This is a genomic window from Sinimarinibacterium arenosum, from assembly GCF_005047655.1.
GTDB lineage: Bacteria > Pseudomonadota > Gammaproteobacteria > Nevskiales > Nevskiaceae > Solimonas.
On record NZ_SUKF01000002.1, the window covers coordinates 282,197 to 296,807 of the forward strand.

Annotated in this window: 11 protein-coding genes and 1 tRNA gene; 6 read left to right on the forward strand and 6 right to left on the reverse strand. The window is 63.6% G+C overall.

Features of this window, described 5'->3' with window-relative positions:
• Positions 1-6 precede the first annotated feature (6 nt).
• Complete coding sequence (locus tag E4T66_RS04815) at positions 7-1,245, reverse strand: penicillin-binding protein activator (RefSeq protein ID WP_169577476.1); 1,239 nt, start codon at positions 1,243-1,245, stop codon at positions 7-9.
• 63 nt (positions 1,246-1,308) lie between these two features.
• Here E4T66_RS04815 and rsmI point away from each other — a divergent pair, with 63 nt between their 5' ends.
• A complete protein-coding gene (gene rsmI / locus E4T66_RS04820; protein ID WP_136847771.1) occupies positions 1,309-2,214 on the forward strand; it encodes a 16S rRNA (cytidine(1402)-2'-O)-methyltransferase in 906 nt (301 codons plus the stop codon).
• 53 nt (positions 2,215-2,267) lie between these two features.
• Positions 2,268-4,031, forward strand: a complete 1,764-nt coding sequence (locus tag E4T66_RS04825) for a DUF885 domain-containing protein (RefSeq protein ID WP_136847772.1) — start codon at positions 2,268-2,270, stop codon at positions 4,029-4,031.
• Between the two features lie 7 nt (positions 4,032-4,038).
• On the opposite strand, the gene E4T66_RS04830 is transcribed toward E4T66_RS04825, so the two are convergent.
• Positions 4,039-4,623 carry a GDYXXLXY domain-containing protein gene (locus E4T66_RS04830; protein WP_136847773.1) on the reverse strand — a complete coding sequence of 195 codons (585 nt, stop codon included), beginning with the start codon at positions 4,621-4,623 and terminating at the stop codon, positions 4,039-4,041.
• The gene (locus tag E4T66_RS04835; RefSeq protein WP_136847774.1) at positions 4,620-5,906 is read right to left on the reverse strand and encodes a DUF2157 domain-containing protein; all 1,287 of its coding nucleotides are present in this window, start codon (positions 5,904-5,906) and stop codon (positions 4,620-4,622) included. Before E4T66_RS04835 ends, E4T66_RS04830 begins: the two co-directional genes overlap by 4 nt.
• Positions 5,907-6,012: 106 nt before the next feature.
• Here E4T66_RS04835 and E4T66_RS04840 point away from each other — a divergent pair, with 106 nt between their 5' ends.
• Positions 6,013-7,896 (forward strand): MFS transporter, encoded by a 1,884-nt coding sequence (locus E4T66_RS04840; protein ID WP_136847775.1) that lies wholly within the window; start codon positions 6,013-6,015, stop codon positions 7,894-7,896.
• A gap of 180 nt (positions 7,897-8,076) precedes the next feature.
• On the opposite strand, the gene E4T66_RS04845 is transcribed toward E4T66_RS04840, so the two are convergent.
• Positions 8,077-8,152, reverse strand: a tRNA-Ala gene (locus E4T66_RS04845).
• 76 nt (positions 8,153-8,228) lie between these two features.
• On the opposite strand from E4T66_RS04845, the gene E4T66_RS04850 reads away from it, so the two are divergent.
• The 3 genes from E4T66_RS04850 to E4T66_RS04860 all read left to right on the forward strand — a co-directional run bounded on the left by E4T66_RS04850 (position 8,229) and on the right by E4T66_RS04860 (position 11,484).
• A complete protein-coding gene (locus tag E4T66_RS04850; RefSeq protein ID WP_211242766.1) occupies positions 8,229-10,424 on the forward strand; it encodes a S8 family serine peptidase in 2,196 nt (731 codons plus the stop codon).
• The gene (locus tag E4T66_RS04855; RefSeq protein ID WP_169577478.1) at positions 10,421-11,143 is read left to right on the forward strand and encodes a TIGR04282 family arsenosugar biosynthesis glycosyltransferase; all 723 of its coding nucleotides are present in this window, start codon (positions 10,421-10,423) and stop codon (positions 11,141-11,143) included. The genes E4T66_RS04850 and E4T66_RS04855 overlap by 4 nt, the downstream gene beginning before the upstream one ends.
• A gap of 116 nt (positions 11,144-11,259) precedes the next feature.
• On the forward strand, positions 11,260-11,484 hold the full coding sequence (locus E4T66_RS04860) for a hypothetical protein (RefSeq protein ID WP_136847778.1): 225 nt from the start codon (positions 11,260-11,262) through the stop codon (positions 11,482-11,484).
• Positions 11,485-11,526: 42 nt separating this feature from the next.
• Here the strand turns inward: E4T66_RS04860 and E4T66_RS04865 are convergent, their stop codons facing one another.
• Both E4T66_RS04865 and E4T66_RS04870 read right to left on the reverse strand, forming a co-directional pair.
• A complete protein-coding gene (locus tag E4T66_RS04865; RefSeq protein ID WP_136847779.1) occupies positions 11,527-13,737 on the reverse strand; it encodes a DUF1631 family protein in 2,211 nt (736 codons plus the stop codon).
• 144 nt (positions 13,738-13,881) lie between these two features.
• Positions 13,882-14,478, reverse strand: coding sequence for an HNH endonuclease (locus E4T66_RS04870; RefSeq protein WP_211242767.1), 597 nt, complete (start codon positions 14,476-14,478; stop codon positions 13,882-13,884).
• Between the last annotated feature and the right edge of the window lie 133 nt (positions 14,479-14,611).

Sequence of the window (14,611 nt, forward strand, 5' to 3'; positions counted from 1 at the left end):
GGCGATTCAGCGCTGCGCCGTTGTCGGCACCAGCCCGTCAGCACGCATCTCCACGCACTCAAGCCGGCGCGTCAATGTTCCTCTGGCGGTCCACTCCATCCAGCCTGACGCGCCAGGCAGCAGTTCACCTGAACGGAATCGTCCGCTGTGCAGCGCCGTGGCCACACGATAGGCATCGGCGCCCAGCGCATAAAGACGTGGATAGGCCGCAACAGCGGGCAGACGGGATGCCTGGCTACGCTCGTCGGCCCAGACACCGGAAGAATCCACCGTGAATGGCATGTCGCAGAACCGCAGCGACGCCAGCTCGGCATCGGGGCGGCCGTTATAGATCATCGAGGTGGCGTACTGCGGCAAGCCACTGGAACGATAGAAGCGGAACTGGGGCAGCAGCACGCGCGCATCCTGCGCACGCGTGGCAATGAAAATGAAGTCGATATCGCCACGACGACCAGCCTCGAACTCGGTACGCTCGCCCAGAGCGCGGGTGAGTGCGTTGTGACGCTCCTGGCTCGCGCTGACACCCATGATGCTGGAGATCACTTCCTTCTGGTCGCTGACACCTTGCCGGTAGCGGCCCGATGAAATCACGCGGCCACCCCATTGCCGCAGACGCTCGTCCAGCGCGCCCAGCACCCGGGTGCCCCAGTCTCCTTCCGGCACCAGCGCCACGGCATTGAGCAGGCGCTTGCTTCCGGCATCGTCAGCCACCGCACGGGCTTCGTCCTCGGGCGCGAGCCCGAACTGATAGAAATTGAACGGGGCCTGATACCCGGCATCCATGTAATTCAGACCGAGCACCGGCACCGGCGGCGCCATCGCCGCCAGCTGCGCGACGCTTTCCTTCTTCAGGGGTCCGACGATCATGTCGACGCCGTCATTCAGCGCCTGCTGATAGGCACGCAGCAGCCACTCGGGACTGTCGCCGACATCGTAAACCCGCACCTCACCCTGCGCGCCAGCATTGAAGTACTCGGCCAGGAAACCGTCGCGCGCGGCCTCGGCGGTGGTCGCGTAGGGTCCGGTCATCGGCAGCAACAGCGCAATCCGGCTACCACGCGTCATCGCTGGCGGCGGTGTCCAGAATTCAGATTGATCCGATTGCGCAACCACTCCAGCATCAGGCGAAGTGCCAACTGCCGTTGCAGGCGACGGAAGGACCTGCGACTGGGGATTGGCGGGACGGGATTGCGGACTCGATGCACATCCGAACAGGCTGACGACCAGCAGAAATGCCAGTGTCATGCGTCGTGTCGATCGAACGGTTTTGGCGGATGAAGGGCGCGCGCTCATAATTGCAAGTATGACATGCCCACTTTGTTTGACGCCGTGAGTCACGAGCGCGCCAACGTCGCGGCCGGCCACCTTTACGTGGTCGCGACGCCGATCGGCAATCTCGGCGATCTGTCGCCGCGGGCCCAGGCCGTGCTGAGTTCGGTCGACCGTATTTGTGCCGAAGACACCCGCACGACCGGGCATCTGCTGTCGCACTTCGGCATCCGCAAGCCGCTGACCGCGCTGCACGAGCACAACGAGTCGGCGGCAAGCCAGGCGCTGATCGAACAGTTACAGGGTGGTGCGACTCTCGCCCTGGTCTCCGACGCCGGCACTCCGCTGATTTCCGACCCGGGATTCGTGCTGGTCCGCGCCGCCCGCGCCGCCGATGTGCCGGTCATCGCGATCCCTGGCCCCTGCGCCGCCATCACGGCGCTGTCGCTCAGCGGCCTGCCCAGCGACCGCTTCCTGTTCGAGGGATTTCTGCCGGCCAAGCGCGGTGCGCGACGCGAACGCCTGCAGACACTCGCAGCCCTGCCGCAGACTTTCATCGTCTACGAATCCAGTCATCGCATCGCTGACACCGCACAGGATCTCGCCGAGCTATTGCCCGGGCGCAGCGTGTGTCTGGCGCGCGAGCTGACCAAGCTGCATGAACAGAGCGTGGTGATGGACGCCGCTGCGCTGCCGACGTGGCTCGCCGCCGACACCAATCGCAGCCGCGGCGAATTCGTGCTGGTGATCGGCGGTCAGCCGGGCGAGCCCGCCGGCAATGCCGCCGAAACCGAACGGGTCCTGCGCATCCTGCTGCAGGAGATGCCGGCCTCGTCGGCGGCGCGAGTCGCCGCGCAGATCACTGGCGAACGCAAGAAAGTCCTGTATGACCTGGCACTGACCCTGAGCCAGGCCACCGCCGGCCACGGCACGCCGCCGACCTGACCGCCTGACCACCGCCTGACCGCCTGACCGCCTGACCGCTGAGGAAACACGACATGCGCCGTTGGATCATTGCTGGCCTTGCCTCAATCTGCGCATTCTGCAGCCTCACGGCACGCGCAGACGCCACAGCCGAGCTGCACGCACTGTTCGACCGCGAATGGCAACGCGGCCTGCAGGAGGACCCCGAAGGCGCGAGCTATCTGGGCGATGCGCGCTACAACGACCGTTGGCCGGACCGCAGTCTGACGGCCATTGCCGCCTCGCATGCGGCGGATCAAGCCGCCCTCAAGGCGCTCGACGCGATCGATCGCGATGCTCTGCCCGCCGGTGAACAGATCAACTACGACCTGTTCCGGCGCCAGTACACGGAAGCTCTCGAGGGCTACGCGTTTCATCCCTTCCTGATGCCGCTGAACCAGCGCGGTGGCATCCAGACGCAGGACGAGATCCTCGAAGTGCTCCGCTTTGAGAAATCCAAGGACTACGACGACTGGCTGGCGCGCCTGGAAGCGCTGCCGACGCTGATCGATCAGACCGAGGCCCTGATGCGCGAGGGTCTGCGCGAAAAACGCATGCAGCCGCAGATCGTCATGCAACGGGTGCCGGCACAGATCGACAAGCAGATCGTTGACGATCCGAGCAGCAGCCCGTTCTTCAAGCCGTTTATCGAATTTGCGGAGAACATCGCTCCCGAGCAGCAGCAGGCCTATCGAGAGCGCGCGCAACGCCTGATCGCCAAGGAGATTGTACCCGCCTATCAGCGCTTCCGCGCCTTCTTCGTCAACGACTACCTGCCAGCATGCCCGCAGCAGGTCGGCGCCTGGGTGCAGCCCGACGGCGACAAGCTCTATGCGTTTCGCACGCGCCAGTTCACAACGACGCAGCTGACGCCCAAGCAAATTCACGCCATCGGCCTGTCCGAGGTCAAGCGCATCCGCGCACAGATGCAGGCCATCATCCGCCAGGTCGGCTTCGACGGAGACTTCGCCGCATTCAATGCACATCTGCGCAGCGACCCGCAGTTCTACTACACCGATGGCGACGCGCTCCTCGAAGCGTATCGCGCACTGGCCAAGCGCATCGATCCGGAACTGCCGCGTCTGTTCAAGACGACTCCGCGCCTGCCCTACGGCGTACGCCCGATTCCGGACAATATCGCGCCGGACACGACCACGGCGTACTACCTGCCGGGCGCCGCCGACGGCACGCGTGCCGGGTACTACTACGTCAATCTGTACAAGCCGGAGTCGCGCCCGAAATACGAGATGGAGGCGCTGACCCTGCACGAGTCGGTGCCCGGCCATCACTTCCAGATCGCGCGTGCGCAGGAACTGGGCGCGCTGCCGGAGTTCCGCAAGAACGGCTGGGGCATGACCGCATTTGTCGAAGGCTGGGGTCTATACGCCGAATCGCTTGGGGACGAGCTGGGCCTGTATCAGGATCCCTATTCGAAATACGGCGCGCTCACCTACGAGATGTGGCGCGCGGTACGGCTGGTGGTCGACACCGGCATGCACTACAAGCACTGGACTCGCGAGCAGGCGATTGACTATTTCAAGGCCAACACGCCGAAAGCGGAACTCGACATCGTCAATGAAATCGACCGCTACATCGCCTGGCCGGGCCAGGCCCTCGCCTACAAGATCGGTCAGCTGAAAATCCGCGAGCTGCGCACACGCGCGGAAAAGGCGCTAGGCCAGAAGTTCGACGTCCGCGAATTCCACGATGTCGTGCTCGGCAGCGGTGCAATTCCGCTGGATCTGCTCGAACGCAACGTCGATGCCTGGATCCAAGCACAACGCAGCATGAAGAGCTGAGCAGCAATCAGGGCTGCGAATCGATCAGCGCCCGAACCGGCATCCCGTCGATGTACAACTGTTCCAGCACTGCGTAGCCGTCGAGTACCCGCACCGTCACATAGGCCGGGCGTCGCGGATCTGCATCGTCGGCTTCGTCAGGATTCACGCGGCGATTGCGCTCGCGATAGATCTGCTCGGCCTCGGGGGCGAGCGCTTCGTCCAGGTAATAGCGATCAAACGGCAGCGCCACACCCAATTCGCCCTCGTTGTTCCAGAGCACGGTGACCTTCAGCGCATCGCCCGTCTTCGGCAACCCGTGTTGCGGCGGCAGCAGATGTGCAAAGCCGTCATCCCCCACAGTAATCGCTGCGTACAGCGTCTCACCTTCGGCATATTCGGCTTGCGCATTCACGGCGATGCGCGCGGCATCGAAATCCAGGGCAACGTAGCGCCCCCGGAACGGGTCGACCGGATCGACTGGCGCGGTGCGAAAGCGATACTGCGTTCCGCGCTCCAACGTCGCGGTTCCGCGCTGGATCAAGGCCGCCGGCACTGTCCAGTGCAGCGCGAAGACCAGCGCCAGTGCGCCCCACATCCAGCGCGCGGTCATGTGCGCACCCGCCGACGCAACCAGGCGTGGGCCAGCAGGAACCCGCTGCCAACCATCACAAAGGCCACGCCACGAACCGTGAACGACCAGTCGTTGTCGAAAAAGCGCAGCGCAACCAGCGCCAGCAGCAGCAGCATGCCGGCATTGACCCGATCCAGCCGCCGCGCCGCGACGCCGTCACGCACCGTCAGCAACCCGATGGCCAATGTCAGCACGTTGAAGCCGAGCGCCAGACCGACGGCGATATCGCGGGTGTCCATCAGCGCCACCACGGCCATGACCCAGGCCGGCACACACATCGTCAGCAGCAGGATGTCGCGGTGACGCAGCGCCCACCAGGCGGCGGCGAATACAGCGGCCAGCATCGCCGCAACCACGATCCACGCCTCGACCGCATCCACCGGCCCCAGGTCCCAGAACCAGCCATGCCAGATCTCCGGCACCGTTCCGATCAGGCTGGCGATCGCAACGCCCGCGTAGCCCCAGGCCGGTACGGCAATGCCAAAACCGGAGCCAGCGCCAGTGCCTGCGGTCGCGGACTCACGCCGCTGCAGCCACACCAGCACGACACCGAACGCAGTGGCCCACAGCACCCCCAGTCGCGGTACAGACGGAAAGCTCAGCATCACGGCGGCGAAGAACATCGGAACCAGCGCCGACAGCATCAGTCCTCCGCGCCAGGGCCCACGCCAGGCGGCGGGCATCAGCAGCAGAAACGGCAGCAGTAGCGCGTACCCTCCGACCACCGCCAGCGGATGTCGCTGAAGGCTGGCGACCGCCGCCGACCAGCCCAGCAGTGCCGCGGCGTAGAGCACGGCGACTGCGGCCGATCGCATCAGATAGACCAGCGGCAGCGCCGCCAGCGCACAGCTCAGCAGGTAGGCATCCAGATCCCCCGGAAAGTGAAAGATCTGGCCAACCAGGGCCAGGGCGGCGGCGAACCCCAGCGCCGTCAACAGCGCCGCCGCATCACGCGTGCCACTGGACACTGCCGGCCGTCGCAGTACGGCGATACAGGCCAGTTGGCCCAGCGTCATCGGGGCGAAGGCAAACAGCAGGCGCAAGGGACGCGACAGTTGGTCCCAGTTATGCGCAACCAGCAAGACGATACCGAGCCCGATCAGCAGCGCACCCAGTACCGGGAACAACCAGCGCGCCCAGCCGGATGCGGACGCCACTGCGCTGTAGTGCGCACGCAGGCGCTGCGCGGTTTGGGCGTCGATCACGCCGGCGCGCTCCAGTGCCGGCAGCTCGCCGATCAGCCAGTCCGTTTTGCTTGCCATGACCGGCGCAGCGTAACAGAGCCGCAAGCCGATTCGTCCACCCCGGCCGAACCGGTATGCTGTACCGATCAAGCGCTATCGATATGGCAGGGGGCCAGAACCGTTCATGAGTGAACACAGCCAGTTTCGCCTGCTAGGCGCCAAACGCTTCGGCCCGTTCTTCGCGACGCAGACGCTGGGCGCGTTCAATGACAATGTGTTCAAGAACGCGCTGATCATCCTGGTCACGTTCGGCATCGCCGGCCTGTCGCCCGAGGACATCAACATCTACGTCAACCTCGCCGGCGGTCTGTTCATTCTCCCGTTCTTCCTGTTCTCCGCGACAGCCGGACAGATTGCGGAGAAGTACGAGAAGGCCGCGCTGATCCGCGCGATCAAACTGCTTGAGATCATCATCATGCTGACCGCGGTGTTCGGCCTGATCAGCGCCAACATCCACGTACTGCTCGGCGTGCTGTTCCTGATGGGTGCGCAGTCGGCGCTGTTCGGCCCGGTCAAGTACTCGATCCTGCCGCAGCACCTGCGCGAAGACGAGCTGGTCGGCGGCAACGCTCTGGTCGAAGCCGCCACATTTCTCGCCATCCTGCTGGGCACGATGCTGGGCGGCTGGCTGATGGCGCAACATGGCGGCGCGCAATGGATTAGCGCGACGGTGGTCGGCGTTGCAGTCCTGGGTTATCTGACCTCACGCCGGATTCCTCAGGCGGCCGCGACCGCACCGGATCTGCGCATCAACTGGAATCCGTTGACCGAAACCTGGCGCAATTTCAGCTTCATGCGCGGCAATCGCACGGTATTCCTGTCGGTCCTCGGCATCTCCTGGTTCTGGCTCTACGGCGCTGTGTTCCTGTCGCAGCTGCCGGCCTATACCAAGACCATCCTCGGCGGCGACGAGACCGTTGTGACCCTTCTGCTGACGGTGTTTTCGCTCGGCATCGGGATCGGATCGCTGCTGTGCGAACGCCTGTCCGGACACAAGGTCGAGATCGGTCTGGTTCCGCTGGGTTCGCTGGGCCTGACCTTTTTCGGGATCGATCTGTATCTGGCCCAGCCCGCGGCCAGCACCGCGGTCGGCCTTTCGGCCGGTGCCTTTCTGAGCAGCGCGGCAAATCACCGCGTCCTGTGGGATCTGCTGCTGACCGGCATCTTCGGCGGACTCTACATCGTACCGCTGTACGCGCTGATCCAGACGCGGTCGGAAGCCAGCCACCGCTCACGCATCATTGCCGGCAACAACATCCTCAATGCGCTGTTCATGGTCACCGCCGCGATCATGGCCATCGTGTTGCTGCAGGCCGGGCTGAGCATCCCGCAATTGCTGCTGACGACCGCGCTGATGAACGCCGCGGTCGCCGTCTTCATCTACTCGCTGGTGCCCGAGTTCCTGATGCGCTTCCTGGTCTGGGCGCTGATCAACACGCTGTACCGCATTCGCAAGACCGGTCTGGACAACATTCCGGACGAGGGCCCCTGCGTGGTCGTCTGCAATCACGTCAGCTTCGTCGACGCGCTGATCCTCGGCGGCAACATCCGTCGGCCGGTGCGCTTCGTCATGTACTACAAGATCTTCCGCATCCCGGTGCTGAACTTCATCTTCCGCACCGCCCGCGCGATCCCGATCGCCGGCGCCAGGGAAGACGAGGCGCTGATGAACAAGGCCTTCGACGAGATTGATGCTGCATTGGCCAACGGCGACGTCGTCGGCATATTTCCGGAAGGCGGTTTGACCCTGGACGGCGAGATCCAGACCTTCCGCCCCGGCATCGAGCGCATCATCGCGCGACGGCCGGTGCCGGTGATTCCGATGGCCCTGCGCGGGCTTTGGGGCAGTCTTTTCTCGCGGCGCGACACCTATTTGGGTCGCTCGCGGCTACCGCGCCGGTTCTGGTCGAAGATCGAGATCGTGGCTGAAGCGCCGATCGCAGCTGAAATGGTCAGCGCCGCGGATCTGGAACGACGGGTGCGCGCGCTACGCGGAGAGATGGCGTAATTCACCGCCCTTGGAACAACGCGTTCTCCCGGCATACGGCATGTTGAATCCATCCGCAAGCTGACGAGCCCTACCGGGCTGAGTCCGAATGATTCGGTCGCTGGAATTTCAGGAGCGCTGGGAGCCAGGCTCGGGCGTGCCGGTACAAAGCGTCTGCACGGCCGTGATGTAAAGAAGAAATGGTGGAGCGGAAGGGGATCGAACCCTCGACCTTCGCATTGCGAACGCGACGCTCTCCCAGCTGAGCTACCGCCCCACACAAGGAGGCGTATTCTACTGATCGGCACGCAAAACGCCAGTGTTGTCCCACCGGAACCTGAACCGACATGATGATGAACGCCCCACTTCGCATTCTGAGGTTCCTCCGCCTCTGCTCGCTGAGTCTCGCGTGCGTCTGGGCATGGCCTGCAAGCGCGGCATTGCCCCTTCAGGGATCGGCGCCGCTGTATCGCGCAGACGAGATTCTGGTCGGCTATCGCAACGACCTGGCGCTGAACCATGCCAAGGCCGGACTTAGTCCACTGGGGCTGACTCTGGTTCAAGAGTTCGGACAGCACCGTACCGCGTTGATGCGGATCGCGGCGATGACCGATGTGAAGGCCACGCTGGATCTGCTGCGCGCCGACCCGGATATTGCGTTCGCTGAACCCAACTATCTGCGCGCCCGTCGCAGCGTCGTGCCGAACGACCCGCTGTTCGATCTGTTGTGGGGACTGCGCAGCACCGGTCAGGCCAACTTCGTACCGGACTCGTCGGAGTTCGACAGTATCCCTGGCGCGGACCTGAACATGATCGAGGCCTGGGACGCCAACGGCGATGGCGTCGCGGACCGTACCGGCGACGGCAGCGTAGTGGTAGCAATCATTGACGATGCGTTCAATCTCGATCACCCCGACCTCAAGGACAATTTCATCGCCGGGCGCGATCTGACCGGCCGCAGCGACAACAATCCGAGTCCCGACGACGCCAGCCTGCAGGATCACGGCACGCTGGTCGCCGGCAGCCTCGGCGCCGTCGGCAACAACGGCATCGGCGTTACCGGAACCATCTGGAATGTAAAGATGATGCCACTCAAGGTGGGCCAGATCGTCAATGGTGCGGTCGAACTCGACACCGCCTCAATCATCCAGGCCTACGACTACGCGCGCCTGCACGGGGCGAAGATCATCAATGCAAGCTTCGGCGGCCCCAGCTATTCGCAGGCAGAGGTCAATGCACTGCACGATCTGGCCGATGCCGATGTGCTTTTCGTGACCTCGGCCGGCAATCACAACGCCAACCTGGATGACTCGGTCGCCTCCTATCCCGCGAACTACGATTTGCCGAACATCCTCAATGTTGCCGCGACCAATCGCCAGGACAACGTCGCCAGCTTCAGCCAGTTCGGACCCATTTCCACCGACGTCGGCGCACCCGGACTGCAGATCGTCACCACCACGGTCGATGGTGGCTATTCGACGCCCAGTGCCTGTGGCGATGGCGGCAGCTGTGGCGTTTCGGGCACCTCCTTCGCGGCCCCCTATACCGCCGGCATCGCGGCACTGATCCGCGGCGAGTATCCGAACGCCAGCGCGGTCGAAACCCGCGCGCGCCTGATCGAAGGTGCCAGCGCCGGCGTTGACGGTGCCGACGCCGGACAGCTGACCGCGAGCGGCCGCGTCGACGCGGCGGCCAGTCTCGACCTGAGTGCGCGACCGTCGATTCTGATTCGGTCGGTAGATCTGGTCGACGACGGCAATCACCGGCTCGATCCTGGCGAAACCCTGCAGATCAAGCTCACACTGGACAATATCTGGCTTGGCGCTGCCGATGTCGCTGTAACACTCGAAGCGCCCAGTGACGCTGTCGAGGTGTTGACGCCGACGGTTGTGGTCGGCCCGCTGGCATCTGGCGCGAACGGAGAGGCCAGCTTCTCCGTTCAGGTGCTGCCGCAAGCCGACAGCTATCGCGAGGTCGTCTTCACCGCAACGATCAAAGCCAATGCCGGGACCTATTCGGTGCAGCGTCATTTTCTCAAGGAGATTGCCCCGCTGCGCGACGGTGTCAGCGCGCAGTCGCAGCTGTCGACTGGCCTTCACGATGAATTCCACACCTATCACTTCGATCTGGCACAGATACCGGAAGCCGGCACGCATCTGACATTCCGCTCGCTCGCATCCAGGGACATCGACCTGCTGATCAAGCAGGGCACGCCGGCGCAATACGATATTGACCTCGGCGCAGACGCCGCCGACGATCCAACGTTCTTCACCGATGCCGACGAGATCGGGGGCGACGAGTCGGGCAATGAGATCATTACCCTGTGCACCCCGGAGGCCGGCACCTATTACGTCACGGTGGTCAACTACAGCCTCGAAGAAAACCTCGACTATCGACTGACGGCCGCCATCGAACCGGATTCCGCCAGTGCCTGCGGCGCAGGCGGTGGATCTGGCGGCGGTGGCGCACTGAGTCCGGTCATGCTGATCCTGCTGTCGATCGGCTTCGCGGCCACGACATTCCGTCGGCGCCTCCGGCTCGCGGCTTGAGTCAGTTCGGGGTACAGGTCTTTGCGCGCGCACCGGTCCCCGGCGCGTGCAAGACACGACTGATGCCGGTCTACGGCGCTGCCGGCGCGGCGCAGTGGCATCGCAACCTGGTGCGCATTGCCTTGCATACGGCCCTGCAGCTGGAAACCGCTGTGGAACTATGGTGCGCGCCGGACACGCGGCATCCGTTTTTTCGGTCACTACACCGTCAACACCGCATTCCCTTGCGACCGCAACGACAGGGCGATCTGGGCACCCGCATGATTCACGCCCTGAACCATGCGCAATCCCGAACACCCGGCCCATGGCTCTTGATCGGGACCGACTGCCCGGCACTGAACCCTGCGCATCTGCAGGTTGCCGCACTGCAACTGGCACGCGGAGCAGACTGTGTACTGCAGCCGGCATCGGACGGCGGTTTCGTGTTGATCGGCACGAACCGGCCCTTGCCGCCGCAGCTGCTGCGCGGAGTCGACTGGAGCAGCGGACAGGAGTTCAAACAAAGCGTGCAGCGCATTCGCGGCGCCCGCCTGGAACTCGCGCTGATGGAGACCCTGTGGGACGTCGACCACCCGCAGGATGTGCGCCGGGCGCGGCAGCAAAAACTATTGCCGCCGCTTAATCATGCACAGCGTGGCGTCGTGTCACACCGAAGCTACGCAGGGCAACGCCAGATCGCCGCGCAAAGCGCTCGTCACAGTCCGGAGACAGCGGACTAAATCCTTGATTCAGATGACCTTACAAAAGGGTCTTCCCGAGCATCGCAAAGCCTGCTAAAAACCGGCGCGAAAGGTCCCCAGAAGCACGTGGACCGGCCCATCAGGAATCTGCGAGCATGCCGCGAAAGCCGAAAAAGCAGCCAGCGCAAACCGAGCCCACCAAGAGCTACGACGAGTTCGTCGACGACTCCGATGTGATCGACGACGAAGTTCTGACCGTCGACGATGCTCTGGAAATCAGTGACGACAAGTCACGCGACTGGCGTGACGTCGAAAAATACAAGGAAGAGCGCGCGCTCAAGCGTCTGGTCGACGACGATTTCGATCTGGACGATCTCTAGGCGCCGGACAGCCATTCCCGGCGGACTGATCACCGCGACGGCTCAGTGCAGCGTTGCGGCGACCGGTTTGCCGTCGCCTTGGGTCCATTGAATCGGATCCGAGACGCGCTCAAACGGCAGATCACTGATCCGGGCAATCGCGGTCTGAAGCTCGGCAGCGGGGTCTATCGCTGCAGCGCGCCCCTCAACCAGATCCGTGGCGAATGCTGTCGCGTGCATGCGCAGGAAGCGTTCTTCCATGTAATGGCTGAACACGACCGTGTTCTGCTGGGGATAGTAGGACTTGACCCGCAGCCAGTGCTTGGTCTGCGTTTTTGGATCCCACAAGGTGAACCAGCCGCCTTGCACCAGCAGAATCGACAGCAGCCCCTGCAATTCTTTTTCCGGCGCCAGCGCTGCGGGGCGGCGGGACGGCGCGGTTGATCCGTCCGCTGGAGCCGCAACTGTCGCGATTTCATAGGCCGATAGCAGTCCAGAGATCACTTCCTCCAGCTTTTGCTCGGAGAAGCCGATATCTGCCAGTCGCCGCGATACCGCCGCCGTAACTTCAGCTCGCGCCGAAACGGAAGAGTTGTCCCGTGACGGCTCCAGACTCTCGATCACGCGATCGACCAATTGCATGGTCCGGTTCCACGACGAGCCCTCGACACCGTTGCGGATGTAGTCGAGGCACAGCAAGGGGCCGAACCCAGACAGCATCAACCGCATGACGCCGGAGGGCAGCTCACGCTCACCAATGCGGCGACGCAGCTCGTGCGCGACGATACGACGGATGCGTTCAACCTTGCCGCGGTTCTTTTGTTGCTGCTGCTGTGCCTCCTGATCGCGCAGGAAGCCCTCGGCAGTCTGCTCATCCACGGATTCCGACGGCGCCTGGCGCAACCGGTTCGGATCAAGATTGAATGCGCGCACGAGCGCCTCGACCAGACCCTGGACCTCGCTGACCATCTGTGGTGATGCCGCCGCGTCGCTGCCTCCAAATTGCAGCAACATGTCAAACAGGTCATTGGACGCGCGGCGTGCCGGATGCTCCGGATCGGAGAAAAAGCGCTGATCCGCCAGCGCGGTCTTCAGAACCGGCAGCTGCAGGCGGGAAAGCAGCTGTTTGAGATTGTCCGACAGGCGTGGGTCGCGGTAGTAGCCATCGAACATGCGTGCAACCAGTGCCACATTCTCGGGAGGCAACCACGCTGGCGCCTGCGGACGTTCGCCATGAGCGTAAGCGCCGAGAATGTGTGCAATGTCGTTCGACAGCAGCGCATCAGAATAGGTACCGGCCGCCGCGCCGGACTGCATTGCAGCCGCACCCTGACTCCAGGCTTGCTGCCACTGGGGATAGCCACCCGCTTGGGCCGCAGCCGCCATACCGGCCGTCATCGCCATCCCTTCCGGCCATGCCATGCCACCACTACCACCGGGATACATCGCAGCACCCGGCACAGAAGACATGCTTGGCGCGCCAAATGCACCGAGCGTGGTCGGATCAAGCGCCTCAGCCCAGGACGTCCTGGCGGCCGCCGGGTCGTTGACCGGGCGACCCGCAGCCACGGTCGGCTTGCGGGTCTTCGGCGGATCGAGACTGGGCTCGATGCCATGTACTGCGAGCAGCTGATTGGCGCCGACAAAGACCTCCGACAGACGTCCGACGACCACCCGATCAAACAGTTTGTAGATCACCAGCTTGATCGGAAAATCGACATGAAGATCGCGGACCGACGATTGGAAGGCGCGGATGATCCGCGCTGGCGACATCGCATCGGGCGACAGTCCGCCGCCGCTGAGCTGGGCCAATCGGCTCAGCCGGCGCTGCAGTTCGACCAGCTCGTGCGCGTGCAGGCTCGACGCCTTGGTCTCCATATTGGTCACAGCGATGCGCTCTTCCAGAGCGTCGCCATCCTGCAGCGACCACTGCGACACATCATTGAGGTCTGCCACACCGTCGGCAGTTTCAGTCGATGTCTCGATTTTCGACAGCGCGTGCGTCAGTGATTCCTGGAAAGCCTCGATGATCTTGGCGCGCTGCACCCGGACAATGCGCATCGTGTCGAGATAGAGCCGCTGTTCGTCTCCGCCGCGGGCCTTCTCCGCCGAATCGAACAGGATGTCGTCGGCTTTCTCGAACATCTCGCGCAACTGCTCACCCAGTACCGACACCGCCATCTGATAGAGCGCGGAAACAATCGGATTACTGCCACCGTCGGTCCCCCGATGCGGCGCGTCGCTTTTTGCCTGGGCAGTGGAGCTGGCAGTCATCGGTAGATGCTTGGATTCCAATCAAACATGCCCCGGATGCGACAGTTCCAAGGCGGGCGTGGTCTGTGGGTGATTCTAGTGAACAAGGCGTCACTTTTACCACAGCTGAGCAGATGTTTTATCTACAACCGCCCAAAGCCGGGATCATGCCGCCGGGCGGCAGTCGAAGTTGCGCTCAGCGCGCTGCCGTTGACCCTTCTGCGCATGCGCCAGCAGAAATTCCATCTGGTCCGCCAGAATGCGCCGGTTCGACAGGATCAGGTACTCAGCCCGGTTGGGGATATACGGCACCGCCAGCAATCGCATCTGAGCCTCTTCAGGCGTACGGTCGTCCTTGCGCTGATTGCAGTGACGGCACGCCGTGACGCAGTTTTCCCATACGGTCTTGCCTCCGCGGGAGGCCGGGATCACATGATCGCGGGTCAGCAGATGCGTGGGGAATTGAAGTCCGCAGTAGAGGCAGAGGTGTTGATCCCGCTGGAACAGCGTGCGGTTGGTCAGGTTCGGAATGCTGCGGCGCTGACGCCGGCTGTGCTCGGCCACCGCAATGATCGAGCCGATCTCGATGTGAGACTGCAAACCACTGCGCGCATTGATGCCACCGTGGATGACAAACCGCTCCGCGCCGGCCTCCCAGCACACCCGATCGCGGGCGTACAGGCATACCGCGGTTTGCCAGTGAACCCAGGCCACTGGCTGGCCGCCTCGATCGATCTTCAAGATGGCTGGGATTGTGTCCATGCCCGCCTCAGTGTCGCTCGCGCATCAGGTACCGTCCTGTCCGCACTACAGCGCATCGATATGACATCCGTTGGACACTATATGTCCAGCAGAGCAGCGGCAACAACAGCACGGACGCCGAATCCGGAAGGGC